Source organism: Streptomyces sp. NPDC055815 (genome assembly GCF_053616475.1).
In genome coordinates this window covers 103,097-127,406 of the sequence record NZ_JBSHDU010000001.1, presented here as the reverse complement: position 1 = coordinate 127,406, position 24,310 = coordinate 103,097, and the positions used below count along the sequence as shown (strand labels likewise).

Below are 24,310 nucleotides of genomic sequence, written 5' to 3'. Positions count from 1 at the left end.
CGTTCTAAGCTGAGGCCCGGTGCGTATCGCGAGTGACAGCCGGGGGTGGACAGGATCGCATGTACCGGGCCTTGATCGTCTGCAACTCCCGATACCCCAAAGACCCCGGCGTCCTCCCCGAGCTGAACGGACCGAAGGCGGACGGGATGCTGCTCCGGGACGCCCTCACCGATCCGGTCACAGGGCTCTTCGACCGCAGCGAGGTCACGCTGCTTCCGGAGGCCGACGCGCCGGAGATCCTCGACAGGGCCGACGAGTTCTTCGGCGACGCCGAGGCGGACGACGTCCTGCTCTTCTACTTCAGCGGTCACGGACGCAGCCTGAGCCGGGAGTTGTTCCTGTGCGCGGGCAACACCAGGACGAACCGGCTGGAGTCGTCCGCCGTCGCGTCGAGCACCCTGTCCCGGATCATCACGCGGAGCTTCGCCCAGGTGAAGATCGTGGTCCTTGACTGCTGCCACGGCGGCGGATTCAAGGGTGGCGACCTGACCGAAGGGCTCTCGGGCAAGGGCCGGTTCGTCATCGCGGCGGCGTCCGCCACGGACCAGGCCGGCGACGCGGAGACCCGCGGCGAACCGAGCCCGTTCACGAAGGCACTGGTCGCAGGGCTGCTCACGGAGGCACGGGACGGCGACGGCGACGGCACGGTCGATCTCGACGACCTCTTCACCCATGTGTCGGGCACCCCCTTCGACGGACACGAGCCGCAACGCAAGTTCGACGGCGCCGGGGCCGTCCCCATCGCCCGCCGGACGCCCGAGGTCACACCGGCCGACCAGCCGCCCACCTCCGGCCCGGGCGGTCGTGCCGTCACGGAGCCTCTCCCGCAGCCGACCACCACCGCCATGCCCTCGGGCGGATCTACCCCCGCGCGAGACAGCATCGACCGGCTTGAGGCCGCCGCGCCGCAGGCGGTCCTCGACCACGCCCGGGTCCAGGCGTTCCGCAGCGAGCTGCGGGAGGACGTGACCGCCGCCTACCCTCCGCAGCTGACGATGAACGAGTTCCTGGCGCGATCAGGGCTCGTGAAGGAAGGCGTGCCGACGCTGTCGGGCGCGCTGCTCTTCGGGGAGAACCCCACGGCGGTCCAGCCCACGGCGATGGTGCGCTGCGTGCGCTTCCGGGGTACGGACAAGACCGACCCGACGACCAGCGCGGAACTCCACGGGACCCTTCCCGAACTGATCGTGCAGGCCCGGGACTTCGTCGCCGCCGCCGCCCGGCTCGGGGAGCTGCCGACGACCGAGTCCGCCCACACGGACGCGCTCTACCGCTTTCCGATGATCGCGGCACGCGAGATCATCGCCAACGCCCTCGTCCACCGTGACTACGCCCGCACCGACGCGTGTGTCGCCGTGCACGTCTACGACGACCGGGTCGAGGTGATCAGCCCCGGGGCGTGGGGCGGTGGCGACCGCCCCGTGCCCGACGGTCTGCAGCGGCTCGGCATGCTGGAGAGCCATTCCCGGCCGCACAACTTCCGGCTGGCCCGGGTGCTGTCCTGGGCGAAGCTGGTGGAGTCGGTGGGGGCCGGGCTGCCGCGGTCGGTCGCCGACTGCCGCGCGGTGGGGGCGCCGGAGCCGGTGGTCAGGCTCCGGCACGGGATGGTCGCGGTGACCCTGTTCCCCTCGCCCGACCGCACGGTGGAGCCCGACCGGGCGCCCCGCGAGACCGTCGCACCCGTCGAGCGGACCGAACGGTCGCGCGGTATCGATCCACGCCGGATCGCGACGGTGTTCTGTCACCCCACGCGGTCCTACGGCACGGGATACAGGATCTCGAACGACACCGTGCTGACAGCCGCTCACCTCGTGAGCGAGGGAGCTCTGTGCCTCCTCGGCTTTCCGCTCGGATCGGCGACCTGGCAAGCGAGCGCCGAGGTGGTCGTTCGCGACGAGGCCACGGATCTCGCCGTGCTGCGCTTCTCGCCGCCGGGCGAGGCCGAGGTCGTTCCACCCGTGCGCTTCGGCCGGGTCACCCGCGAGGCCGCCGTCCTGAACGTGGAGACCGCCGGATTCCCCGACTTCAAACGCCGCGACGTGGGTGGCAGGGAGCACCAGGACCTGGTGCATCTCGTCGGTACGACATCGAGCCTGACGAACATCAGCAGCGGCACGCTGAGCGTCCAGTTCGCCGTGACGCCCCAGCGTGACGGGCACGCGTCGAGCCCATGGGGAGGCATGTCCGGCGCTCCGCTCTGGTCCGACGGCATGCTCATCGGAGTCGTCAACGCGGATCTGTCCCATGAGGGGCAGGGAACACTGGGGGCCGCCCGTGTCGACCGCTTCCTGGCCGGCTCCGCCCCCGACCTGTCCGGACTCCTCGGCATCCCCGGGCTGCGCGACCTGCCCGAAGTCCCGGCACCGGAGCTCCGTGCCGCCTCGCCTTATCTGACCCATGTGCAGGACATCGCGCCACAGCGCCTCGTGGGCAGGGACGCGGAACTGGCCGAGCTCGCCGAATTCTGCCACGGTGACCAGCCCTATGCGGTGTGGCGGGGAAAGCCCTGGTCGGGCAAGACGGCACTGACGGCATGGTTCGTCCTGCATCCCCCTCACGACGTGGATGTCGTCTCCTTCTTCGTCACCGGCCGACTGACGGGCCAGAGTGACAGCGGCGCGTACACGGACGCCCTCACGGACCAGCTCGGCTGGTACCTGGGCCAGGAGCCCGCGTCCTCCCGGATGTATTCCGGGGCTGCGGAGAGGCTCCGCAGCCAACTGCTTGACGCCGCCGCCCGCAAGGCGCAGCAGGAGGGCCGCACGCTGCTGCTCGTCGTGGACGGACTCGACGAGGACCGTGGACCGTCGACCGGACTGCCGAGCATCGCGTCCCTGCTGCCGGGGAATCCGCCGACAGGTCTGCGCGTGCTGGTCACCGGCCGGGAGTTCCCGCTGCCGGACGACGTCCCCGCCGGGCATCCGTTGCGCCGGTGCTTCCCGGCCCACCTCGCCCCCGCACCCCTCTCCACGCAACGCGAGGTCTCCCACGAGCTGCTGAACCTGCTCGCCGCCTCCGAAGCCCATCGCGACGTTCTGGGCCTGATCGCCCTTGCCGATGACCTGCCGCTGCCGGAACTCGCGGAGGTGGCCGGCCTGGCGCCGTACGAGCTGGCGCGGCTGATGCAGGGGCCGCTCGGCCGCGTGCTGACCCTCTCCGACGGCGGAGCACCGACGACCGGCCTCGTGCGGTTCGCCCACCACGAACTGAGCGAGGAGGTGAAGCAGATGCTGGGCGCGCGGCTGTTGCGCGACTACGCCCAGCGGCTCGAAGCCCGCAGCCAGGAATCGTGAGGCCGACCGGGCCGCGATCCGTGGCTCCGACAGAGCCAGGGCCGGTGATCACGGCGGCACGGACCGGCCACACAGCAAGGCCGTACGGATCGGCCACACGGTCAGGTCGTACGGATCGGTCACGCGGTCAGGCCGTACGGATCGGCCACGCGGCCGGGCCGCACGGACCGGCCTCACCGCTGTCAGGGTTCCGGCAGGTTCTGTTCCGTCCAGATCGTCTTGCCGCGCGCCGTGTAGCGGCTGCCCCAGCGGGACGTCAGCTGGGCGACCAGGAACAGGCCGCGGCCGCCCTCGTCCGTGGCGAGGGCGCGGCGGAGGCGGGGCTGTGTGCTGCTCGGGTCCGACACCTCGCACACCAGCACACGGTCCCGGACGAGCCGCAGGGTGACGGGCCCGCCGGCGTACCGCATGGCGTTGGTGACGAGCTCGCTCACGATGAGCTCGGTGCTGAACAGCAGCTCGTCGAGCCCCCATTGCTCCAGCCGCGCCTGGACGTGCGCGCGTGCGTCGGCCACCGCGGCGAGGTCCGCGGGGTACTCCCACACCGCCGTGGACTCCTCGGCCACCACGTGCGTACGGGCGAGCAGGAGGCTGATGTCGTCCACCGGGTTCTCCGTGTGCGGACTCCGTGCGACGAGCGCGTCGCCGAGGGCCGCCGGCGTCCCGTGGGCGCCGCTCAGGGCGGCGAGGTCCGCCTTCAGGCGTTCCGCCCCGGCGGTGACGTCCCGCCCGAGCAGACCGTCGGTGTAGCAGACCAGGGTGCTTCCCGGGGGCAGGGTCAGGGTCGTGACCTCGAAGGGATTGTCACCCACCCCGAGCAGCGGCCCCGGCGTGACGGGCACGAAGGACACCTCGCCGTCGGGCGTGACGAGCGCCGGGGGAGGATTGCCGGCCGACGCCATCTGACAGGTGCGGCCGACGGGGTCGTACACCGCGAACAGACACGAGCCGCCCACGGTGTCCGGCTGCTCGGCCTCGAGCTGCATGCGCCGGACCAGGTCGTCGAGCCGCGTCAGCAACTCGTCGGGCGGCAGGTCCAGTTCCGCGAGCGTCTGCACCGCCGTACGCAGCCGGGCCATGGTGGCAGCCGCCTCCAGCCCGTGTCCCACGACGTCGCCGACGACGAGCCCGACCCGCAGCGAGGACAGGTCGAAGGCGTCGTACCAGTCGCCTCCCACGCTGACCGAACCACCGGCGGGCAGGTAGATGCCCGCCGTCTCGGCGGCCGTGCTGCGCGTCGCCGACGGGGGCAGCAGGCTCCGCTGGAGGACGACCGCCGTCTGGTGCTCGCGGGCGAAGCGGAAGGCGTTGTCGATGGCCGTCGCCGTCCGCGCGCACAGATCGTGCATCAGCTTGACGTCGGTCTCGTCGTAGGCCGCGGCGGTGCGCGTGCGGTGGACCGTCGCGTATCCGAAGAACCGCCCGCGCCGGTAGAGCGGGCAGCCGAGGGAGGCGTGCGCGCCCTCGGGCAGGAACCGGGCGATCTGCTCCGGATCCCCGCCGAAGATCCGCCGGGCCTGCTCCGCGTCGGCGACGAGCACGTCTCCGACGAGCTTGGCCGCGACATGCGGCGTCTCCGCCACCCGGGGGATCGCCTCGCCCACCTGGATGAGCCCGGCCGGCCAGGCGCCGTCGGCGGCCCGCACCGCCACCCGGCGCGGGGCGGACGCCTCCTGCCCCGGGTAGCCGGCCGGCGGGTCCCGGCCCTCGAGGACGTCGTCGGGGTAGTCGACCGTCGCGTAGTCACCCAGCGCCGGCACCAGGACGCGGGCGAGGTCCTGCGCCACCTGGACCACGTCGAGGGACTGCCCGATCTCGAAGGCCCTGCGGTACGCGGCGTCCAGGTGCGGGCCCGTGTCCGTGACCCTGGAGACCTCGACCATGATGCCCAGAGGTACGCCGAGGACGTCCTCGATCCGGAAACAGGACACCGACAGCGCCGGACCGCCGCCGTCGGACCCCAGGTCGTAGACGCGCGCGGCGAGCGGCTTCCCCGTGGCGGCGACCTGCTCGAACGCCGCCCGCGCCGGACCGCCGCCGTCCCGGGCGACCAGACCGCCCAGCCAGTCGTCCCCGGCCCCCGGCGGTCGCAGCGCCTCCATGGCCGCGTTCGTCCGTACGAGCTGCCCCGCCTCGTCGTACTGGGCGACGCCGATGCCGTCCTGCGCCAGGAGCGCCCGGGCGATGTCCCGCTCCTGGTCCCAGCCGCCGGCCTCGCCGGGCAGCCGCATCAGCACCAGCCGCTCGGCCGAGCCCTCCGCCTCCGAGACCCGCACGTCCGCCTCGACGACGTGCCCCGACCGGTGCCGCAGCCGTACGCGGCGGACCTCCGCCGAGCGTTCCGGGTACGCGTCCACCTCGCCGAGGACGTCACGGGCGGACCGCCCGGCCACCTCCTCGCCGCTCCAGCCGAGCAACCGCCGCGCGGACCGCGACCACCACACGATCCGGCCGTGGGCATCGAGCAGCGCGGCCGCCACGCCCTTGAGCGCGGAGCCGCCCTGATCACGGGAGCCGTCGCTGCCCGCCCGGTCCCTCGGTCCCACACGGCCTCCTTTTCGGCCAGGAGGAATCCGCCCCTCCTGACAGGATGCGCCCCGTCGGCCGGGCGGGCACCTCAGGAGGCCCGCACACGGAAACGGGTCCCGTCCGGAGAGGTGACACATTCGGCGGACAGGTGCCCCTCCTTTCCAGGCCCGTCCGGCCGCATGTTTCGCGCCGGGCAGGGAAGTTGTCGACCTTCCGGTGTTTCCGCGAGCGTGAGCCGCGGCGATACAGTCCCGGCCAGGACCGGGTGGCGATCAGGGGGAGGGGCCGACGTGCTGGAGGTCGTGGCGCTCAGTGCGCTCACCACGTTCCTGCTGGGTGTGGGGAACGGGGCGGCGGGGGAGATCGGCAAGAACCTGACCCTGTCGGCGGGCGCGCTGGTACGAAGGACCCTGGGGCGCGAGACCCCGCTTCCGACCGACACGGAAGAGCGGCAGGCGCTCGCCGGACGGCTGTACGCACGCCTCGACCGCGACCCCCGGCAGGCGGGGGAGTGGGCGGTCTTCCTGGAGAACGGCTCCGAGCACATCGACGGCGCGTCCGGCGGCGGTATGCCCCCGGCCCCATGGGCGTTCACGAACCGTCAGAAGGTGCTCAAGCAGCTGATCCGCGAAGCGGACCGCCCATGGGACGGGCAGCCCCGCGTCGCCCAACTGGCCGGTCCACCCGGGAGCGGCACGACCTCAGTGGCCCTCCGCCTGGGCGCCGAGACGCGCGACCGCTTCCCCGACGGGCAGTTCTACGTCGACCTGCGGGAGACGGCCGCGGAGAGCGGCCCCGAACCGGCCACCGTCCTGCTGCGCCTGCTCCTCGACATGGACGTGGACCGCGACCGCATCCCGGCCACCGAAGCGGGCCGCGAACGCCTCTACCGACGGCTCACCGCGGGGCGAAGGGCGCTCGTGGTGATCGACCACGTCACCTCGCTGGCCCAGGTCCGCGGGCTCGTCCCGGCCACCCCCGACGTGTTCCTGCTGGTCGTCGTGTCGGGAACACCGCTCCTGCTGGAAGCGGAGCGGATCGCCGTCCCGCCGTTGACCGACCGGTACGCGAAGGAACTGGTGCGCAAGGTCGCCGGGCCCGAGCACGCCGCCCGGATCAAGGCGCAGCTGCCCGGACTGCTCGAACGCTGCCAGGGCAACGCCCTCGCGCTCCACACCGAGGCCCGCCTCCTCGGCCGTGACCAGCTCGCTCCCGTACGGGAGGACGGGGAAGGGACGTGGCCGACGCACCCCGTGCGCGGCACGGCCGAGCGCGCCTCCCACCGGCTCGACGCGGAAGCCCTGCGGCTCTGCCGGCTCGTGGCGCTCGGCGGCTGGCCCTCCATCAGCGCCGCGCTGGCCGCCGCTGCCGCCGGCCTCGACGACGAGGAGAAGGCGGCCCGGTGGCTCGCCGAGGCCGCGGAGGTCGACCTGCTCGACGCACTGCCCGAGCGGCGCTACCGATTCCGCCCCGAAATCCGGCGCCAGTTGGCCGCCGCAGCCACCGCCTACGGAGCGGTGGAATGCTCGGCCGCCGTGACCCGGGTCCTCGACATGCTCCTGGACCGGGCGCTGCACGCGGCCCACGCGGCCCTCCCGCAGAGCTGGCGCACCGAACCGGCACCGCCGACACCCGGCGCACTCCGCACGGAGCAGCACGGCATCGCAGCGCTGGCCGCCGAGGCGGCCAACCTGGTCCGCGCCGTCACCGTGGCCGAGGAACACCAGCAGATCACCACCGCCCTACGGCTGGCCCGAGCCCTGTGGCCGCTCCAGCTGAAGGCCGGTCACTGGGACGAGGTCCTTCCCGCCCTCCGTACCGCCGCCCGCTGCGCCGAGGAGCACCGGGCCGATCCACGCACGGCGGGCGCCCTGTCCTTCCAGCTGGCGCACTGCCTCGGCGAGACCGGCCGCTGGGAGCAGGCGAACCGGGCCGCGCGGGCCACCGTCGCCCACGAGCGGGAGGCAGGGCATCTGCGGGGCGAGGCGTCGTCCGTGGAACTGCTCGGCCTACTGAGCCTGAACCGCTGGATGTACGAGGATGCGCACGAGAGGTTCGTCGAGGCCGGGCACATCTACCGCAGGATCGGGGCCGACCAGGAAGGCGCGGCGGACCTCCCGCGGGCCCTCGCCCTTGTCGAACGTCACCAGGGGCGGGCCCTGCGAGGACTGGACCGGCTTGACGAGTCCCGCCAGTGCCTGGAGAACGCCGCGTCCTTCTTCGCGGGGACGGCGACGAGGCCGGCCGAGGCCTACAACCGGGCCCGCACGCTCACGGACCTAGCCGAGACCCTGCACGACGCCGGACAGGACGCGGCGGCGCTGACGACGATCGCCGAGGCCGAAGCCCTGCTCACTCCGGCCGCGGCCCCGCACCTGAGGTATCTGGAGGGTCTGCGGCGGCGCTGCGAGGCGTCCGCGCGGTAGGACCCGCGAGCACCTCCACGGCGACCGGGTGCACACCGCCCGCGGCGTGCACCCGGAGCGTGACACCACGCCCTGGCACGGTCCCCCCGCCCACCAGCCAGGCGTACAGCGCGGAGGCGTACGCCGCCGGATCCACGTCCGCGCCGGGACCGGCGGACAACCGGAACAGGCCGTGCTGCCGGGCGCGTACGGTGCAGTGACCGGGCCCCGTCACGTACACCGCCGCCGCACAGTGCGGGTGCAGCCGCAGCACCTCGTCGGTCCACGTCCCGGGGCCGCCGAGGCGCGGGTCGTCCGCGGCCCCTTCCCGCGTGATCACGTCCGCGAGCTCCAGGTCCCCGGGGTGACGGGTGTCCTCGTGCACGGCGAGGTGCACATGCCCCTCCGTGCCGCCCTGATGCTCGGTGGCACGCTCGACCACGACATCCGTCCCGTCGACACGCGTCCACACGAGCAGCGGGGCCGTCAAGGTCCGGGGGACGTACGGCGGCAGCGGCAGCGGCTCCAGGGACGCGGGAGCAGCGGGCTCGGGGAGGTCCAACAGACCGTAGAAGTGCCGCCGCAGCAGCACGGCCGACCGGCCCGGGTCCGAGGTGACGAACCTGGCGGCGGAGGGATCCGGACGGTGACCGCCCAGCAGCCGCTCCACCTGAGGACGCAGCGGAGCGTGCGGATCGAGCCGCGGCGCCCCGGCCACGAACGCCGAGAGCGGCGCCTCCGGATCGAGCTTCTCCCGCCCGTCCGCCGCCACCAGCACGGGAGTGCCCAGCGCCGCCGCGTAGTACGAGACCGCCCCGAAGTCCCCCAGCACCAGATCAGCGGCCAGAAGAGCCTGCCGCCACGCGTGGACCGGGTCGATCAGGGTCAGCCCGCCGCGCCGCGCCCGGTCCAGCCACGCCCGGACCTGGCCAGGGCCGTGCCCGTACCAGATGTTCGGATGCAGTACGGCCGCCAGCCGGTAGTCGTCCGCCGGCAACTCGGCCGCGAGGCGCGGCAGCAGACCGGGCAGAACGTCCTGCCCGCCGCCGCTCCCGAAGAAGCCCTCCGGGTTCCACGTCGAATTCAGGACGAGGAGCCGCTGACCGGGGCGCACGCCAAGGGCTCGCCGGAACCGCTCCCGGTACGGCCGCGCCGCGAGCATCCGGTCGAAGCAGGGATCGCCACCGAGTACGGCGGAGGGAACCGCGTCCGCGCAGACCCGGCCCAAGCGCTCCAGCTGTTCGGGGTGGGACAGGACGAGCCCGTCGACGAACGGCTTCCCGTCGACCAGCAGCCACTCGGGCGACAGCCCGAACGTCGGCTCGCGGCTCGCGGCTCGCGGCTCGCGGCTCGCGGCTCCCGGCTCCCGGCTCCCGGCTCCCGGCTGGCCTAGTTTCTTAGTATATCCGGCACCATGTGAGAGAACGGACAAACTACCCTGAATCGCGGCGAGTTCTCCCCCGAAGCTCGCGGAGATCGCGAGATCCACCGGAGTCGAAAGAGCCTGCTCCCACGGCAGCTCGGGAAGCTCCAGCTCGGCGAGGAGTTCGCGGACTCCGGACTGGAACGCGGAGGACCCCGTCGACGTCACCAGCGTCTGGATGCGGAAGTCGTCATGGAAGAGGGGAAGCAGGTCCCACAGGCGGCCTGCAGAGGTGACGTTGTGGACCACCAACAGGACCCGGCGCTGGACGGCTCGGCTCGTCCACTGGCGGGCTCCCTCTCCGACCGGCACGCGTATCGGCAGGGGTCCGGCTGGTCGCACTCGTAACCCTCCTGAGCGAGCTTGGCGTCGGCGTGCGCTCACCTTAACGGGAGGATCCTCGACGCGCGGACCGCTGTACGGGGAGGGGGATGGTCGTCGCTCGCGCACCTTGTGGGTGCCTGGTGAGCGACGAATGGGGCTTCATGGGCCCGGGGAACGCGGAGACCGCTCCTACTGCTGGGTAGCGTCCTTGGCCTGCTGGGCGATCTGCTCCAGCACCGCCTTCGGATCGGCGGACGGCGCGACGGCCTTGCCGATGTTGCGCTTGATGGTGTTGCTGATCTCGAGCCAGGACGGCTCGTCGACCGGGTAGAGCTGGGCACTGCGCAGGGCGGCCAGGAACTGCTCGGCGCTGGGGTCGGCCGCCGCGTACTGGGAGGCCTCGGTGGCGGAGACCGTCGAGGGCAGCAGGTGGTAGCGGCCCGCGAACTCGTTGAGGTTCTTGTCCTCGTAGACGAAGTTCAGGAAATCGGTGACCAGTTCGCGATTGTCGTCGTGCCGGAAGGCCATCATCCAGTCGGCGACGCCCGCCGCCGGCGGGGTATCCTCGGCGTCCAGCGTGTCCGACACCGGCATGCGCAGGGTGCCGACCCTCATGCCCTTCCCCCGCGCCTCGTGCAGGAGCGAGGGGTAGCCGTTGACCATGCCGACCTCACCGCGCAGGAAGGCGTCGAAGGCGTCCTGCCGGTTGAGACTGGCGGGAGCGACCGGCCCGGTGAGCCCCGGAACGACCAGGTTCTCCTTGATCCAGCGGAACGTCTGCGTGTTCTGCTCGGAGGCGATGTTGTAGCCGCCGCTGTCGTCGGTGTAGCCGCCGCCGTTGCTCAGTTCCCAGATCAGGGTCTCGGCGTGCGCCTCCTCGGGGCCGAGCGGCAGGGCGTACGGGTAGCGCACGCCCTCCTTCTTCAGCGCCTCGGCCGCCTCCTTCAGCTCCGACCAGGTCTTCGGCGGCTTCGCCCCGGCCTTGTCGAACAGCTCCTGGTTGTAGAAGAGCAGCCGGCTGCTGGCCACGTAGGGCAGGCCGTAGAGGGCGCCGCCGACCGAGCCCGCGTCCGCGAGCGGCCGCAGGAAGTTCGCCTCCGCTCGCACCGACAGCACCTCATCGGCGGGATAGAGGCTTCCCTGCGCGGCGAAGTCGGAGTAGGCGCCCATCAGAGCCACGTCGGGGGCGTCGTCCTCCTTGACCATGCGCGTGACCTCGCGGTCGACGTCGGCCCACGGGTAGACCGTCACCTCGACCTTCTTGTCGGGGTGGGCGGCGGTGAAGGCGGTGATCAGCTTGTCCCAGTACGCCTTGGAGCTGGTCGCCGGGCTGGTGCCGTACTCGGGGACCACCAGCCGCAGCGTGGTCGCGTCGCCCTCGGACGAGCCGCACGCGGTGACGAGGGAGCCGAGTAGTCCGAATGCGGCCAGGGAGGCGGACATGCCGAAAGGTCTTGGGCGCATGGGTCGTTCCTCTTGTTCTTTCTGGACAGTGCGTCCGAAAGTCTCTCCCGGCCTGGGCTTGATTGGGCTCCTCGGCGAATGGTTGTGGCCGAAGATCTAAAGGGAAGCTCTCCGAATGGTGCCTTCCGATAAAGGGGCGCTTCTTTCCTCGCGCGTAGAACTCTCCGCGATGTCCAGAACGCCTCCGGTGAGGAGCATTGACACCGGAGTGCGATGATCGACGATTCCCACCCGACCGAGCCACCGTCCGGCATGCGGACACCCCTCGCGCCGCCGCCCGTCGTCCCCGGCCGCACGCAGCCCGCTGGACGCGTCGGCAGGTGGTGGCGCGCCCGTTGAGGGTCTGGTCGATGCGGGTGACGCCGGTCCGGGCGGCGGTGAGATGTCGGCGCGGAAGTTGTCCACCCAGTGCTCGGCGGCCTGCTTGACGGGGCCGTCGCCCCCCCGGGCACGGGTGAAGACGTGCGCGGCGACCGGGGGTCCCTCCACCGCTGATCACAACGGTTCGGGCATGGCGACATCCTCGGGGACGGCCTGCCACCTGGGTCGGACCGACGGGTCGACCGGCGTGGGCGACCAGCGGTGTTGAGCCTGTGCGCGCGTTGCAGGCGAGCCGGTCCCGACCCGTACTGGAAACCCGGAACCCGGCAACTGGCCGACGACAACGGCGGACGGGCCGTCCGGCTTGACCTGAGGGTTCGGACACGAGTCGAGAGACGGTCTCCTGTGACGCCCGCTGACGCCCCGGATCCTGAGCCCCCGTCGACCTACGCATGGTCCTTCCACGTGGACCGCCATCAGCACGACGAGCTGAAGCTGTTCTTCTTCTACGGCGATCCCGACATCGGCAACGCCTACGTGGCTTGGAGCTAGGCCTGCTGCGCGAACGACCGAAGGCGGTCGGCGATGTCGTAGCTCGTGAGCCGCAGAGCCTGGATGTCGCGGATGAGATCGCGCCAGGGCTCGTACGAGGTGTCGACACGGTGGCCGGAGGCTTCCAGGTACGCGATGGCGACGCCGTAGCCGTACAGCTCATTGCGCGCGGGCAGCGGGCGGAGCAGGACGCACTCCTGCAGGAACACCGCGGCGCGCCAGAACGCGTCCGGGTCGGCCTGGTCGATGTGCGGCGTGTTCACCCGGTGGCGGGCGGCCATGCCGGCCAGGACCGAGTAGTCGCTGACCGTGAGGTCCCGGCGGAGGATGTCTTCCTGGCGGTCGAGCAGCCAGCGGGCGTCGACGAGCAGCTGCACGGGTCAGGCCGCCCGCGGAGTCTCGTGCTTGGCCGGCGGCAGCCCGCCGAAGTCGGCGTCGAAGCGGCTCACGATGCCGGGCGCGCCGATGGCACGCCGGAAGGCGGCCGTGGCGGTGTCGAGGAGCTGCTCCCGCTCCTTCTCGTCGGCGACGCGCTCCAGGTAGTCCTTCACGGACAGCCCGGCGGCGTCGGCGAGGGCCTTGAACCGGTCCCGCGTGGCTTCGTCGATCCTGACGCTGGTGTCTGGCATACGGAAAGTATGCCGCAGAGTATGCAGGCGTGACCAGATGCCGGTCACGTAGGAGGTCGGTCCCCTCAGGGGCCCGTCACGCCCGAGATCAGCGGGGGCCCAGTGCACGGCGGCGAGCTGGCCGGCCGCGTCCGGACCCCAGTCGAACAGCTCCAGCACCTGCTCGGGACTGGCAGACCGGCCAGCTCGGCCGGGGCCTCCCCCGCGGGACCCGCGGATGACGGTCGCCTCGGGGCGCCCTGGTCCGAAGGCTCCGGCGTGCCGCCGGGAAGACGCGCCGCACCCTTTCCGGACTGAGCAGCGTCGTGATCCACCAGGGGAGAAAGCAGTTGTCCTCCCCGTGGTTTCCATGAACGATCCGGGTGTGACCACGTTGTTTCTGACAGTCGGCCTCCCGGGGGCCGGCAAGACCACAAGGGCTCGGCACCTGGCCAAGGAGCACCACGCGCTTCGGCTGACGCCTGATGAGTGGATGATTCCGCTGTTCGGTCAGCCGGAGGCGGACGGGAAACGCGATGTCCTGGAAGGGCGGCTGCTCTCGCTTGCCCTGGAGGCGCTGAGGCTCGGAACCGACGTGATCTTGGATTTCGGATGCTGGTCTCGTGACGAGAGGTCCGCCATCCGCTGGTTGGCGGAGTCTGTAGGCGCGTCTTGTGACCTCGTGTACGTGCCGGTGGACCTGGAGACCCAACGCGCTCGGATCGCCCATCGCCGGTCGACGACTCCGGATCAGACCTTCCCGATGAGCGAGGCGGACCTCTTGCACTGGAGGACGCTGTTCGAGGAGCCCGACGCCGCGGAACTCGACGGGCATGACATCGGCGGTCCGCCTCCTGGTTGTCCGGGCTGGCCGGAGTGGGCCGCCGATCGATGGCCGTCTTTCACCTGACTGTCCGGCCCGTGGCGGATCGGTGATGAGCTGCAGAGGTGCCGGCCCACAGGGTCCGCCGCTCCTGCAGGCCTGGACCACTGCCCATGCGCGCAGTCGATACCTTGAAGTCGGTCAACTAGCCTCCCGTTCATGGAGACGATTCTGCACGGCGTCGAGGTGACCCTCCGGCCCGCCGTTCCCTCCGATGTTCCGGCGCTGGCCGCCATCCGGGCGAAGCCCGAGGTGTACGCGCGCTGGCGCGGCGACGCTGACCTTGCCGCGGAGGTCGTCGGCGACCTCCGCGATCCCGGGGTCAGCCTGCTGGTCATCGAGCTGGACGGCCGCACGGTCGGTGGCATCCAGTGGGGCGCGGAGACCGATCCGGACTACCGGCACGCGAACATCGACCTCTATCTGGATCCAGCGGTGCACGGCCGGGGCCTGGGCACCGACGCCGTCCGCACCCTGGCCCGGCACCTGATCACCGATCACCGCTTCCACCGCCTGGTGATCGATCCAGCGGCGGACAACGCCGCCGCCATCCGCTGCTACACCAAGGTCGGCTTCCGCCCGGTCGGCATCATGCGCAACTACGAACGCGGACCGGACGGCAGCTGGCACGACGGGCTCCTGATGGACCTGTTGGCCGATGAGCTGACCTCCTACGATCACTGACCCCTTGGAAACGATCGTCTGTCACCTCATCTCACCTCCCCGTATCCGGGACGCCCTGGTCATCGGTCGACGGGGGCGGGCAGCAGGCCGTCACGGCCCGGCCACTGCACCACGATGCGGCAGTGCTCCTTGCCCACCACATCGCCCCGGGGCAGCAGGTGTTCAGGGGCGTCGGCCGGATGCACGGTGACGGCCGGGTCCGCGCTCCCGCCGCCGTCGCCTCGTACGTCCCGGTCCCACGCCCTCACCGTCTCCGCGAACCTCTCCGCGAGCTGCGGGCCTCGGGGGCCGAAGGCGTGGACGTACCACTCCCACAGCCGCTCCGAACGGATCTCGCTGTGCCGGGTCTGTGCGTACGTGACGTAGGCGAGCGAGCCGTCCCCGAGGACGGCGGGGGCGTCCGATCCCGCGTTCATCCCCACCACCGTGGCGCCCTGGTCGGCAGCGGAGACGAGGCGGCAGAACCCGGGCAACGTCGTCGCCGCGTACAGCTGCAGCGACCCGAAGTCGAGGCCGGGACCCATGGTGACCCCGGTGGCGATCTCGTGCCGGCGCCCGCGCAGCGCCTCCTCCAAGCCCTCGACGCTCCCGGCGGGACCGTCATCGAAGCGGAGCCGCAGCTGCCCGTCCAGAAGCACGACGACAGGCGCGGAACGGGCGTCCGCCCCCTGGGCGGGAACGAACCCGCAGTGCGTGAACCGCCGGCCGACCAGCACATCCCCGTGTCGCCGGAAGGCGATCGCACGCGTGTAGCCGCCGATCTCGAGCGGCAGCACGAGGCGCCCGCCCTCCGCCAGCTGTTCGCGCCACGCCGGGGCGACATCCCAGCAGTTGTAGGTGATCACGATGGCGTCGAACCCGCCGCGGGGGAGGAGACCGCCCGGCGCTCCGTGGGCGGCGTCGCCGTGGACGACGGTGACGCGCCCGCTGCCGGCCTCGGTGGTGAAGCGGCGCGCGCGGCGTACGACATGGGGATCGATGTCACTCGTGACGACGCGCCCGCCAGGGCCGACGACATGGGCGAGCAATGCGGCGTTGTACCCGCCCGATCCCGCCTCCCACACGACGGCCCCCGGCTTCAGATCGAGGCCCTCGATCATGTCCGCCTGCAGCCACGCCGCGGACACCGAACTGGTCGCCCTTCCATCCTCGTTCCGGCGGGTGACGATCGCGAAGTCCCCGGCGTCGTAGGCCGTCTTCAGGTTGCTCTCGGGGGCGAACCGATGCCGGGGAACCGACCGAAGAGCCTCCCGTACCGGCGCCGACGGGGCCCAGCCGCCGGCGGCCACGGTCTCCGCCATGGCCTGCCGGAGCCGAACGGCCTCGGCGGGCTCGCCGGGCACCGCTGGTTGTGCCGCGTCGATCGGGTACGAGGTCACCGGGGGCAGGTCCGGCAGGATCCCGGGCCAGACGGCCTCCAGGGCCTGCGCGGCCGGTACGGACACATCCCCGGCGCAGGCCAGAGCGTGCAGGTCGAAGAACTCCCAGCGGACGATCCGGTCGTGCTCGGGCCGGGTGAGCGCCCCCGTCCAGCCGGTGACGCGGACCACCGCCGTGAGCCGGGGGATGTCGCCCACGGCGTCGCCGAGCAGCGTGACCACGTGCGCGTCCTCGACCTCGGCGGCGAGCCCGGTGCCCTCGGCGAGCCCCCTGACCGCTGCCGCCGCGAACGACTCCGAGCCGACGCACTCTCCACCGGGCAGTTCCCACACGCCCCGGCGCGAGCGCCCCAGAAGTACCCGGCCGGCCTGGTCGGTGACGACGGCGAGCGCGCCGGTCGCCTCCGCACCGGTCGGCGACGGCCTTCGCTCCACGGCCCGGGTGCCGGCATGACAGGGGCCACGCAGGACCAGGACCGCGAGCCGGTCGGCGTCGAACCGATCCGCCCGCTCCCAGCGCCCGGTCAGCAGTGCGATCCCGTCCTCGTCCAGCGCGGTGCCACGTCGCTCCTCCGGGGTGTGCTCGGCCACCGGAGTGATGACGACGAGTGCACCACCGGGCCGCAGGCGTTCGCCGAGACCGTGCAGGGTGGACACCCGGTTCGCGAGGAACGGGACGACCAGGCGGAGCACGATCAGGTCGTAGCCGCCCTCGTGGAGCGCCACCGGGTCGTCACGCTCGATGTCCATGCAGATCCACGTCACCCGCGGGGCGTCCGGGTGCTGCTCACGGGCGCGGACGATCGCGCTGTCGGCGAAGTCGACGGCGTCCACGGTGTAGTCGAGCGACGTGAGGTGGACCGACAGCTCGCCGGTCCCGCATCCCACTTCCAGCGCCCGCCCGCCTGCCTCCGGTGCGGGCACGTGTGTGGCCAGCAGCTTCCGCTCCACGTCCCCGAGCAACCGGAACCCCTTGCCATCGGCGTAGTGCCGGTGCCATTCGGTGCGCTCGACGTACTCCAACGGGTCTCTCCTCATGTGATGGTGTGACGGTGCCGAACACGCGCGGGGCTGTCGGCCGCATCGGACAGACCGTGCACCGGCGCGCCGATGCCGGGGCTCATCGCGGGACTCCCTGTGGACGGAGCGACGGCCATGTCCTTCCGGTACGCAGGCGGGCGAGGGTACGGCGGCCACGCTCGACGAGCTCCGGGTCCCCGGCCCGAGTCCCGAAGGCGATGCCCGAGACCGAGTCGAGGGCGGCGCTCGCGATCAGATGCGCCTCCTCCGCGCCGGTCAACGGGCGGCCGTAGCCGCCGAAGAACGCCGCGGCGAGATCGGGGCGGCCGTCGAAGTGGTCCAGGATGCGGACGAAGTCCCGTACACAGGGCTGGGGTTCACTGCGCTCGAAGTCGATGACCCCCACCGTGCCGTCGTCACCGAGGAGAAGGTTCCGCAGCTGGAAGTCGCCGTGGGTCACCACCGGCGTCAGCGGCCCGAGCTCCTGGGCAGTGGCGACGGCCGAGCGGACGAATTCCTCGTCGCCCGGTGCGAGCAGTGGTTGAGCGCGGTGAAGGTGGCGGTCCATCCGGTCGTACGGTCCCAGAGGCGCGGCTGCAGGCAGCGCCTCGGGGACAGGGCTTGCGTGGATGCGGGCCGCGAGGGCGCCGATGGCCGTGAACACCGCACGCTCCTCGGCGCCGTTCAGCACCCTGCCGTGCAGGGACCGGCCCTCGACCGCGGTCACCACGACGGCCAGGAGACCCGGGTCGGCGGCCACGAGCCGGGGCCCGGCACCGCCGAGGCCGGGCACCCAGCCGCGCAGCGCGGACGTCTCGCGGTGGTGGAACTTCTCGTTCTGGTGAAGCTTCACGAACCACACGCCGCCCGCCGCCCCGCGCACGCGCCACACCCGGCTGTTCTCCCGGGCCCAGGACACATCCGCCCAGGTGGCGATGCGTCCGACGGCCCGCTCGGCGAACTCCCGTACGGCCGGCTCCGGCTCCCCGTCCGCAGGCCCCGGGCCGGGGACGAGGCGGAGGCGGTCGAGCTCCGCGTCGTAGGCGATCGGATCGTCGGGGCCCTGGAAGTGCAGCGCCAGCGGCGCACCGGCCCGGTAGGCGTCGAGACCGGCCCGGCAGTAGGCGACCATCGGCTCCGGGAGCCGGTCGAGCGGGAACCACCGCATCGCGTCGCACTTGTCCCGCTCCATCACCCGGGCGGTACCCCGCCACCGGCGGACCTCGAAGAAGACGCCGATGCGCTCCTTTCCGCCCGGTGGCCGGTGGTGCACCGTGACAGCCGCGCGCACGTCCGCCGGTGCCACGACGAGACCGGTCTCCTCCAGCGTCTCGCGCACGACGGCGTCCACGACGGTCTCCCGCTCCAGGTGGCCCGAAGGGGCGTGCCACAGACCCGAGGCGTAGACGTCGCCGGCCCGCCGCGACAACAGCACTTCCGGCCCCCGCGCTCCGTCACGTACGGCGATCAGGTGCACGTCCACCGGCACGGTGTGCCGCCCGCCGCTCATACGCCGCCTCCCAGCAGTCGGGAGAGCAGCTTCCTGCAGAGGCTGACGCGGCCGTCGGCACGGAGAACGGGAAAGCCGCTCGTCATCCGCTGATCTCCCTTCACGGTCGTCCAGGCTCGTCGTAGGGCTCAACGACCAGTCCGGGGGTATCGAACACATGTATTTCGGTCGGTCCCTGGACCCCGAGATAGAGCGCGTTTCGAAGGATGGGGGATGCATGGACCCAGCCGTTACAACAGGTGTGCGGGTCGTAGGGGTTGGCCGAAACGCCGACGACAGGGCGTACACATGCCCTCCCCAGGCAGAACGCCGTACGCGAGCGTTCGTTGTACCGCGCATGATCACTTCACCGCACCGAGTCCGCGCGACGGTCCTGACCGCCGCGGCCACGGCGGCGCTCATGGCCACGATCCCGGCAGCGACCGCCTCTCCTCCCACCGACCTGCGCGCCCGCAACTGCGTCGCGCATCCCGGCGGAGGATGCAAGCGAAGCGTCGTGGTGGAGTACTGGCACAACCAAGGTGCCTCGCAGCGGGGCATCGGCTGGGTGTACGCGTCGAAGAAGCCGGCGCGTAAGGGCGTCGTCTACTCCGCCCGCTGGACGTACAAGGCCCCCGGAAAGGCGTGGAAGATCGGCGGCGGCTGGAAGAAGGCCGACCTCACCCAGAGCTCGAACGGCTTCTTCGCCGCGGTCTGGTGGGGGCGCGGCGGACACACGGGACCACTGGTCCCCAAGGGCACGCAGGTCTGCACCCAGTACAAGGGCGAGCGGACATCCACCTGCCTCACCCTCAAGTGACGGCTGAGACACACGGGGCCGTCAGGGCGACGTCGTACGACCGCACGACGCGCTCGACGGCCCGGCCGGGAAGGTTCGCCGCAAGCGGTCAGGATCCCGCCACGCGGTAGCGGAGGTAGACGACGTTCGAGGGGAAGGTGCGGGTCTCGACGAGTTCGAGATCCACCCGGCGCTCGTGCCGGGGGAAGAACGGAATGCCACCGCCGACCAGCACCGGATGGACCATGATCCGGTACTCGTCGATCAGACCGGACGCCGCCGCCTCGGCGGCCAGCGTCGCGCCGCCGATCGCGATCTCGCCCTCGCCGGGCTCGGCCCGCAGTCGCTCGATCTCCTCCGCCAGGCTGCCGGAAGCCAGGCGGGCATGGCCCTGCACCTCCGACAAGGTGGTGGAGAACACCACCTTCGGGAGCGGATTCCAGAGCGAGATCCACTCGCGCGTGGAGTCGTCGAGCGACGGTTCCTGGTCGGCGGTCTCCCAGTACAGCATCGTCTCGTACAGCCGTCGTCCCAGCAGGTGTACGTCGACCTTTCTGATGTCGTCGATCCAGAAGCGAAAGACCTCGTCGTCCGGCGCCGTCCAGTCGAATGCTCCGTCCGGCCCGACGATGTAGCCGTCAAGTGAGGTGCCCATCGAATAGGTCACGCTGCGCATCAGAAGTCCTCCTCGGTGACGGCTTCGACAGTACGACCGCCGGACTGCGGGACTCGTCACGGCTCGCGGGACATCAGGGCCGAGTCACCTCACGACACCATTTGGTCGAGAAATCCGCACTGTTCCCGTGCTTCGGTCAGGAGGCCGGATCGACAGTGCTCTCGATGGTGATACGTCGGTCAATGTGCCAGCGCGGTACGGGAGTTGCAGGAGCGCTGAGATACGTTGGAGGCGTGACCGACATCGAATCGCGCATCGACACGTCCCGGCCGCACACCGCCCGGATATGGAACTACTGGACCGGCGGCAAGGACAACTACCCGGTCGACCGGGAGGCCGGCGACCAGATCCGTGAGCTGCACCCCGGGATCGGGGAGTACGCGAAGGCGGACCGGCTGTTCCTGGGGCGGGCGGTGCGGTACCTGGCGGAGAAGGAAGGCATCCGGCAGTTCCTGGACATCGGCACGGGGCTGCCGAGTGCCGACAACACGCATGAGGTCGCCCAGCGCGTCGCTCCCGACGCGCGTGTCGTGTACGTGGACAACGACCCGCTCGTCCTCGCGCACGCCCGCGCCCTGCTGGTCGGGACGCCCGAGGGCCGCACCGACTACCTGGACGCCGATCTGCGGGACGTCGACACGATCCTGGCCGCCGCGGCGAAGACGCTCGACCTCTCGCGGCCGGTGGCGCTGATGCTGCTCGGCGTCGTCATCTTCGTCGAGGACGACGAGGAGTCGTACGCGATCGTCCGCCGGCTCATGGACGCCCTCGCCCCCGGCAGCCACCTCGTGCTGTCCCACACGGTCACCCACCCCGACATGCCGGACGTCGACGCGGCCGTGGCGTTCTGGAACGAGCACGGCACCCCGAAGCTCACGCAGCGCACCCCCACGGCCATCGCGCGCTACTTCGACGGCCTGGAACTGCTGGAGCCCGGCGTGGTCTCCTGCTCCGCGTGGCGGCCGGAGACGGCCACGCCGGACGTCGCGATGTACGCGGGCGTCGGCCGCAAGTGAGGGCGGGCGCGAGCGGCACCCCATAGCGGCCGGAAGGGACGACGAACGGACCGCGTACGACCGCCGGGGCCGCCTCCCGGGCTGGCCGCAGGCCGTGCCCGCTCCTCGTGCGGGGTCAGTGGGGAGCGGGGAACAGACCGTCGAGCTGGGGGAAGGGGATGGCGTCGGCGAGCGCCTGGTAGTCGCCCGTGCCGTACAGCTGTCGCGCGGCGTTGCGGGTGGCGGTGTAGGCGGCCTGGGCGACACCCGAGCCGAGACTGACGCGGGCGACACCGAGGCCGCCGAGCGCGGTGACGTCCGGTGATCCCGGGCCGGCCATGACGTTCAGCGGGACGGAGATGCCCGCGGCCAGTTCCTTGATGGTCGCGGGGTCGGTCACGCCGGGGACGAAGATGCCGTCGGCGCCGGCTTCGACGTACCCGCGCGCCCGCTCCAAGGTGTCCTCCAGGCGGGTGGCGGGATCGCCGAGGCCGAACAGGTACGTGTCCGTACGGGCGTTGAGGAACAGGGCCACGCCCGCTCGTTCCGCCGCTGCCCGGGCCGCCGCGAGGCGTGCCCTGAGCTCGGCCGGCGTTCGCGTGCCGTCCTCGATGTTGATGCCCACGGCACCCGCCTCCAGCACTCGTGCGACGGTGTCGGCGACGCCGGCCGCGTCCGTTCCGTATCCGCCTTCGACATCGGCCGTGACCGGTACGTCGACCGCCGCGACGATGCGGGCGATCAGGTCCACCGCCCGACCGGGGGAGAGATGGCCCCCGTCCGGAAGACCGAGCGACCAGGCGATCCCGGCGCTGGTGGTGGCGATCGCGGGTGCCCCGGCGGCCTCGATGACACGGGCGCTTGCCACGTCCCAGGCGTTGGCGAGCGCGAGGGGGCGCGAGGAGCGGTGGAGGGAGCGGAACAGCAGGGCCTTGTCGCGGTGCGAAGTGATCATGCGGTCAGCCAACCAGCGAACCGAACCCGCTGTCTGGCAGGTTTCCGACACCACCGTCGTACGACGATCGGCCAGGTACATCTCTGTACTCCGGCCGAGCGGGCGGCGCTCGCGCCACTGATCGACCGGCGGCCGATCCGCGTGCGGACGCGGCGAACCCCGGGCCTCACTCCAGGAACGCCGGTGCCAGGGCCGCCGCCATCAGGCGCTTCGGGGTGCCCGAGCCGTCGGCCGGGACGGTGTAGAGGTCGGCGCCGTAATCGCCCGGCAGGGAGTAGGAGACCGTGTGGTCGTCGAGCCAGACGGCCTGGTCGTCGACGCTGCGGGGCTCGGCGAGCGCGGTCTCCCGCAGGGTGGCCAGGTCCAGTGCGTACTCGTGCCAGGGCGCGTCCGCGGGGGCGCCCGCGACGCGCTTCTTGTAGACGATCCTGGTCTCGTCGGGGGAGAGGGACGGGCACTCGACGTTCCGGTGGACCGTGGTGACGGTACGGGCGGTCAGATCGCCGCGCACCAGGTAGGTCTGGCCGCCGGTCGCCATGGTGGCGTAGAAGTGCCGGTCGTCGCGGGAGAAGGTGACGCCCCAGAAGTTGGTGTCGGGAGCGCGGTGGTCCTTGCCGTCCTTCACGACCCGGAACTCCTCCAGGGACGTGGTGAGCCGGCCCGTCGTGGTGTCCAGGACGGCGGTACGGGTGGAGAAGTTCGCGCCGGCGTACGAGTCGCCGCCGACGAAGACCGTCCACGCGACCAGCCGACCGGACGGCGAGACCCGGGCGCGGGTCGGGATGCCGGGGAGCGGGTAGTGGGCCCGCTCCTTGAGTGCCGAGTCCAGGACGACCGCGCGGTACGCGTCCTCCACCGCGCCGCGCACGGCCTGCAGGCAGATGCCGGTGCCGCCGGCCGTGTGGAAGCGCAGGCACTTCACCCCGGACGCGGTCCGCGGACCGGCGGGGACGCCGGCCGGCACCGTGGCCAGTTCGTCGCGGTGCGGGCCCCAGGCCATGTTCCGGAAGACGATCCGGCGGTCGGCGCCCGCCGCGAGCGAGATCCGCCCGGACGCGATCGCCGGGCCGCCCGCCTGCGGGCGGTCCTTCTCCGCGGCCCGGTCGGCCGCGTGCAGCAGCGACGCGACGGCAACACCGCCGAGCACGGCGAGCGCCGCGATCAGGACGAGCAGTTTGCCGCGCAGGGTCAGCGGGGTCATGCGGGTGTTTCCTCCGAAACCTTGTCCGTGGTGGTGCCGGTGCGCGGGGTCGTGGTCGCCGGCCGCAGGGCGAACGCCGCCGTCGCGCACACCGCGAGCACAGCCGTCGCCGCGCCGACCGCCCAGCGGTCGCCCCACGCGGTCCAGGCCGCGCCGAAGGCGATCGAGCAGCAGAAGCGGGCGAGCGCCTGACCCGTCTGGATCAACGCGAGCCCGGACGACCGGAGTTCGGGCGGGACGAAGCCGGCCGCCGCGGCCATCAGGACTCCGTCGGTCGCCGCGTAGAAACCGCCGTGCAGGGCCAGGACCAGCCAGGGGAGCGCCGGGCTCTGCCAGCCGCTGAGCAGCGCCCCGTACACGAGCAGCAGCGCGACGTGGCCGCCCAGGAACACCCGCCATCGGCCGACCCGGTCGGCGAGCCGCCCCAGCGGGACGGCGAGCAGCAGGAAGGCGGCGGCGGTGCCGATCGGCAGCAGCGCGAACCAGCGGTCGGCGACGCCGAGGCGCCGCTGCAGCAGCAGGTAGACGAAGGAGTCGCTGACCGTCGCGAGTCCCAACAGCAGGGCACAGAGGGCGAGTCGGCGTACATCCGGCACCCGGAGCAGGGCGAGGGCGGCCTTGAGGGAGGCGCGCGGCGCGCCGTCGGGCGCCGGGGCGGCGAGGGGGCGGGGACGCGACGGTACGAAGAGGAGCAGGATGAGCACGCCGACGGCGGCCACGCAGAAGCTGACCGTGAACACGGCGTCGTAGCCGTCGACCGCCTGGCGGAGGATCAGAAAGGCGAGGAGCGGGCCGATCAGGGCGCCCGCGGTGTCCATCGCCCGGTGCACCCCGAAGGCCCGGCCGCGTGACTCCTCCGGGGACGCCAGCGAGATCAGGGCGTCGCGCGGCGCGGTCCGTAGGCCCTTGCCGGTGCGGTCCGCGGCGAGCACGGCGCCGATCAACGGCAGCGAACTCGCCACCAGGAGCAGGGGCTTGCACAGCGCGGAGAGCCCGTAGCCGAGGGCCGCGACCGTCTTGTGCCGGCCGCCGCGGTCGGCGAGATGGCCGCCGACGAGCCGTACGACCGCGCTGAAGCCGTTGTACACGCCGTCGAGCACGCCGAAGCCGAGCGGCGAGAGGCCGAGCCCGGCGACGAGGTAGAGCGGTAGTACCGCCGTGACCATCTCCGAGGAGACGTCCGTGACGAGGCTGACGGTGCCGAGCGCGAGGACGGTCGGCGCGACGGCGGCACGCCGCCCGGGACCGAGGTCCCGGGCGGCGGCCTCCGCGGCCGTCGCGGGGGTGCTGCGACTGTCCGCCACGTACAC

Annotated in this window: 18 protein-coding genes; 7 read left to right on the top strand and 11 right to left on the bottom strand. The window is 72.0% G+C overall.

Annotated elements, in window-relative coordinates; translation table 11 throughout:
- Nucleotides 1–59: 59 nt before the first annotated feature.
- Entirely contained in the window at nucleotides 60–3,293 is a 3,234-nt protein-coding gene (locus ACWGN5_RS00680) for a caspase, EACC1-associated type (protein WP_453510274.1), read from the top strand.
- 182 nt (nucleotides 3,294–3,475) lie between these two features.
- Here ACWGN5_RS00680 and ACWGN5_RS00675 read toward each other — a convergent pair whose 3' ends face one another.
- On the bottom strand, nucleotides 3,476–5,839 hold the full coding sequence (locus ACWGN5_RS00675) for a SpoIIE family protein phosphatase (RefSeq protein WP_453510273.1): 2,364 nt from the start codon (nucleotides 5,837–5,839) through the stop codon (nucleotides 3,476–3,478).
- 273 nt (nucleotides 5,840–6,112) lie between these two features.
- Between ACWGN5_RS00675 and ACWGN5_RS00670 the strand changes: the two genes are divergently transcribed.
- Nucleotides 6,113–8,248 (top strand): ATP-binding protein, encoded by a 2,136-nt coding sequence (locus tag ACWGN5_RS00670; RefSeq protein WP_453510271.1) that lies wholly within the window; start codon nucleotides 6,113–6,115, stop codon nucleotides 8,246–8,248.
- Here the strand turns inward: ACWGN5_RS00670 and ACWGN5_RS00665 are convergent.
- Together ACWGN5_RS00665 and ACWGN5_RS00660 are read right to left on the bottom strand one after the other, a co-directional pair.
- Nucleotides 8,175–9,992 carry a hypothetical protein gene (locus ACWGN5_RS00665; RefSeq protein WP_453510270.1) on the bottom strand — a complete coding sequence of 606 codons (1,818 nt, stop codon included), beginning with the start codon at nucleotides 9,990–9,992 and terminating at the stop codon, nucleotides 8,175–8,177. The genes ACWGN5_RS00670 and ACWGN5_RS00665 overlap by 74 nt on opposite strands.
- A 171-nt stretch (nucleotides 9,993–10,163) precedes the next feature.
- Entirely contained in the window at nucleotides 10,164–11,438 is a 1,275-nt protein-coding gene (locus ACWGN5_RS00660; RefSeq protein ID WP_453510268.1) for an extracellular solute-binding protein, read from the bottom strand.
- Nucleotides 11,439–12,164: 726 nt separating this feature from the next.
- Here ACWGN5_RS00660 and ACWGN5_RS00655 point away from each other — a divergent pair.
- Complete coding sequence (locus ACWGN5_RS00655; RefSeq protein WP_453510266.1) at nucleotides 12,165–12,311, top strand: hypothetical protein; 147 nt, start codon at nucleotides 12,165–12,167, stop codon at nucleotides 12,309–12,311.
- On the opposite strand, the gene ACWGN5_RS00650 is transcribed toward ACWGN5_RS00655, so the two are convergent.
- Both ACWGN5_RS00650 and ACWGN5_RS00645 read right to left on the bottom strand, forming a co-directional pair.
- Complete coding sequence (locus tag ACWGN5_RS00650) at nucleotides 12,308–12,688, bottom strand: toxin Doc (RefSeq protein ID WP_369148968.1); 381 nt, start codon at nucleotides 12,686–12,688, stop codon at nucleotides 12,308–12,310. The two genes, ACWGN5_RS00655 and ACWGN5_RS00650, sit on opposite strands and share 4 nt — an antisense overlap.
- 3 nt (nucleotides 12,689–12,691) lie before the next feature.
- Nucleotides 12,692–12,940, bottom strand: a complete 249-nt coding sequence (locus ACWGN5_RS00645; protein WP_453510265.1) for an antitoxin MazE7 — start codon at nucleotides 12,938–12,940, stop codon at nucleotides 12,692–12,694.
- A 364-nt stretch (nucleotides 12,941–13,304) separates the two neighbouring features.
- On the opposite strand from ACWGN5_RS00645, the gene ACWGN5_RS00640 reads away from it, so the two are divergent.
- Nucleotides 13,305–13,829, top strand: coding sequence for an AAA family ATPase (locus tag ACWGN5_RS00640; protein WP_453510263.1), 525 nt, complete (start codon nucleotides 13,305–13,307; stop codon nucleotides 13,827–13,829).
- Between the two features lie 132 nt (nucleotides 13,830–13,961).
- Complete coding sequence (locus ACWGN5_RS00635; RefSeq protein WP_453510262.1) at nucleotides 13,962–14,486, top strand: GNAT family N-acetyltransferase; 525 nt, start codon at nucleotides 13,962–13,964, stop codon at nucleotides 14,484–14,486.
- Nucleotides 14,487–14,545: 59 nt separating this feature from the next.
- On the opposite strand, the gene fxlM is transcribed toward ACWGN5_RS00635, so the two are convergent.
- Together fxlM and ACWGN5_RS00625 are read right to left on the bottom strand one after the other, a co-directional pair.
- Entirely contained in the window at nucleotides 14,546–16,888 is a 2,343-nt protein-coding gene (fxlM, locus tag ACWGN5_RS00630) for a methyltransferase, FxLD system (protein ID WP_453510260.1), read from the bottom strand.
- Between the two features lie 97 nt (nucleotides 16,889–16,985).
- Complete coding sequence (locus tag ACWGN5_RS00625; RefSeq protein ID WP_453510259.1) at nucleotides 16,986–18,395, bottom strand: phosphotransferase; 1,410 nt, start codon at nucleotides 18,393–18,395, stop codon at nucleotides 16,986–16,988.
- Between the two features lie 337 nt (nucleotides 18,396–18,732).
- Between ACWGN5_RS00625 and ACWGN5_RS00620 the strand changes: the two genes are divergently transcribed.
- Nucleotides 18,733–19,194: a hypothetical protein gene (locus ACWGN5_RS00620; protein WP_453510257.1), complete on the top strand. Its 462-nt coding sequence runs from the start codon at nucleotides 18,733–18,735 to the stop codon at nucleotides 19,192–19,194.
- Nucleotides 19,195–19,282: 88 nt separating this feature from the next.
- Here ACWGN5_RS00620 and ACWGN5_RS00615 read toward each other — a convergent pair whose 3' ends face one another.
- The gene (locus ACWGN5_RS00615) at nucleotides 19,283–19,849 is read right to left on the bottom strand and encodes a dihydrofolate reductase family protein (protein ID WP_453510256.1); all 567 of its coding nucleotides are present in this window, start codon (nucleotides 19,847–19,849) and stop codon (nucleotides 19,283–19,285) included.
- A gap of 233 nt (nucleotides 19,850–20,082) precedes the next feature.
- Here ACWGN5_RS00615 and ACWGN5_RS00610 point away from each other — a divergent pair, with 233 nt between their 5' ends.
- A complete protein-coding gene (locus ACWGN5_RS00610) occupies nucleotides 20,083–20,865 on the top strand; it encodes an SAM-dependent methyltransferase (protein ID WP_453510255.1) in 783 nt (260 codons plus the stop codon).
- Nucleotides 20,866–20,980: 115 nt separating this feature from the next.
- On the opposite strand, the gene ACWGN5_RS00605 is transcribed toward ACWGN5_RS00610, so the two are convergent.
- The 3 genes from ACWGN5_RS00605 to ACWGN5_RS00595 form a co-directional block, all read right to left on the bottom strand.
- Entirely contained in the window at nucleotides 20,981–21,799 is an 819-nt protein-coding gene (locus ACWGN5_RS00605) for an isocitrate lyase/PEP mutase family protein (RefSeq protein WP_453510253.1), read from the bottom strand.
- Nucleotides 21,800–21,965: 166 nt separating this feature from the next.
- The gene (locus ACWGN5_RS00600; protein WP_453510617.1) at nucleotides 21,966–22,991 is read right to left on the bottom strand and encodes a TolB-like translocation protein; all 1,026 of its coding nucleotides are present in this window, start codon (nucleotides 22,989–22,991) and stop codon (nucleotides 21,966–21,968) included.
- Nucleotides 22,992–22,996: 5 nt separating this feature from the next.
- Nucleotides 22,997–24,310, bottom strand: coding sequence for an MFS transporter (locus tag ACWGN5_RS00595; RefSeq protein WP_453510252.1), 1,314 nt, complete (start codon nucleotides 24,308–24,310; stop codon nucleotides 22,997–22,999).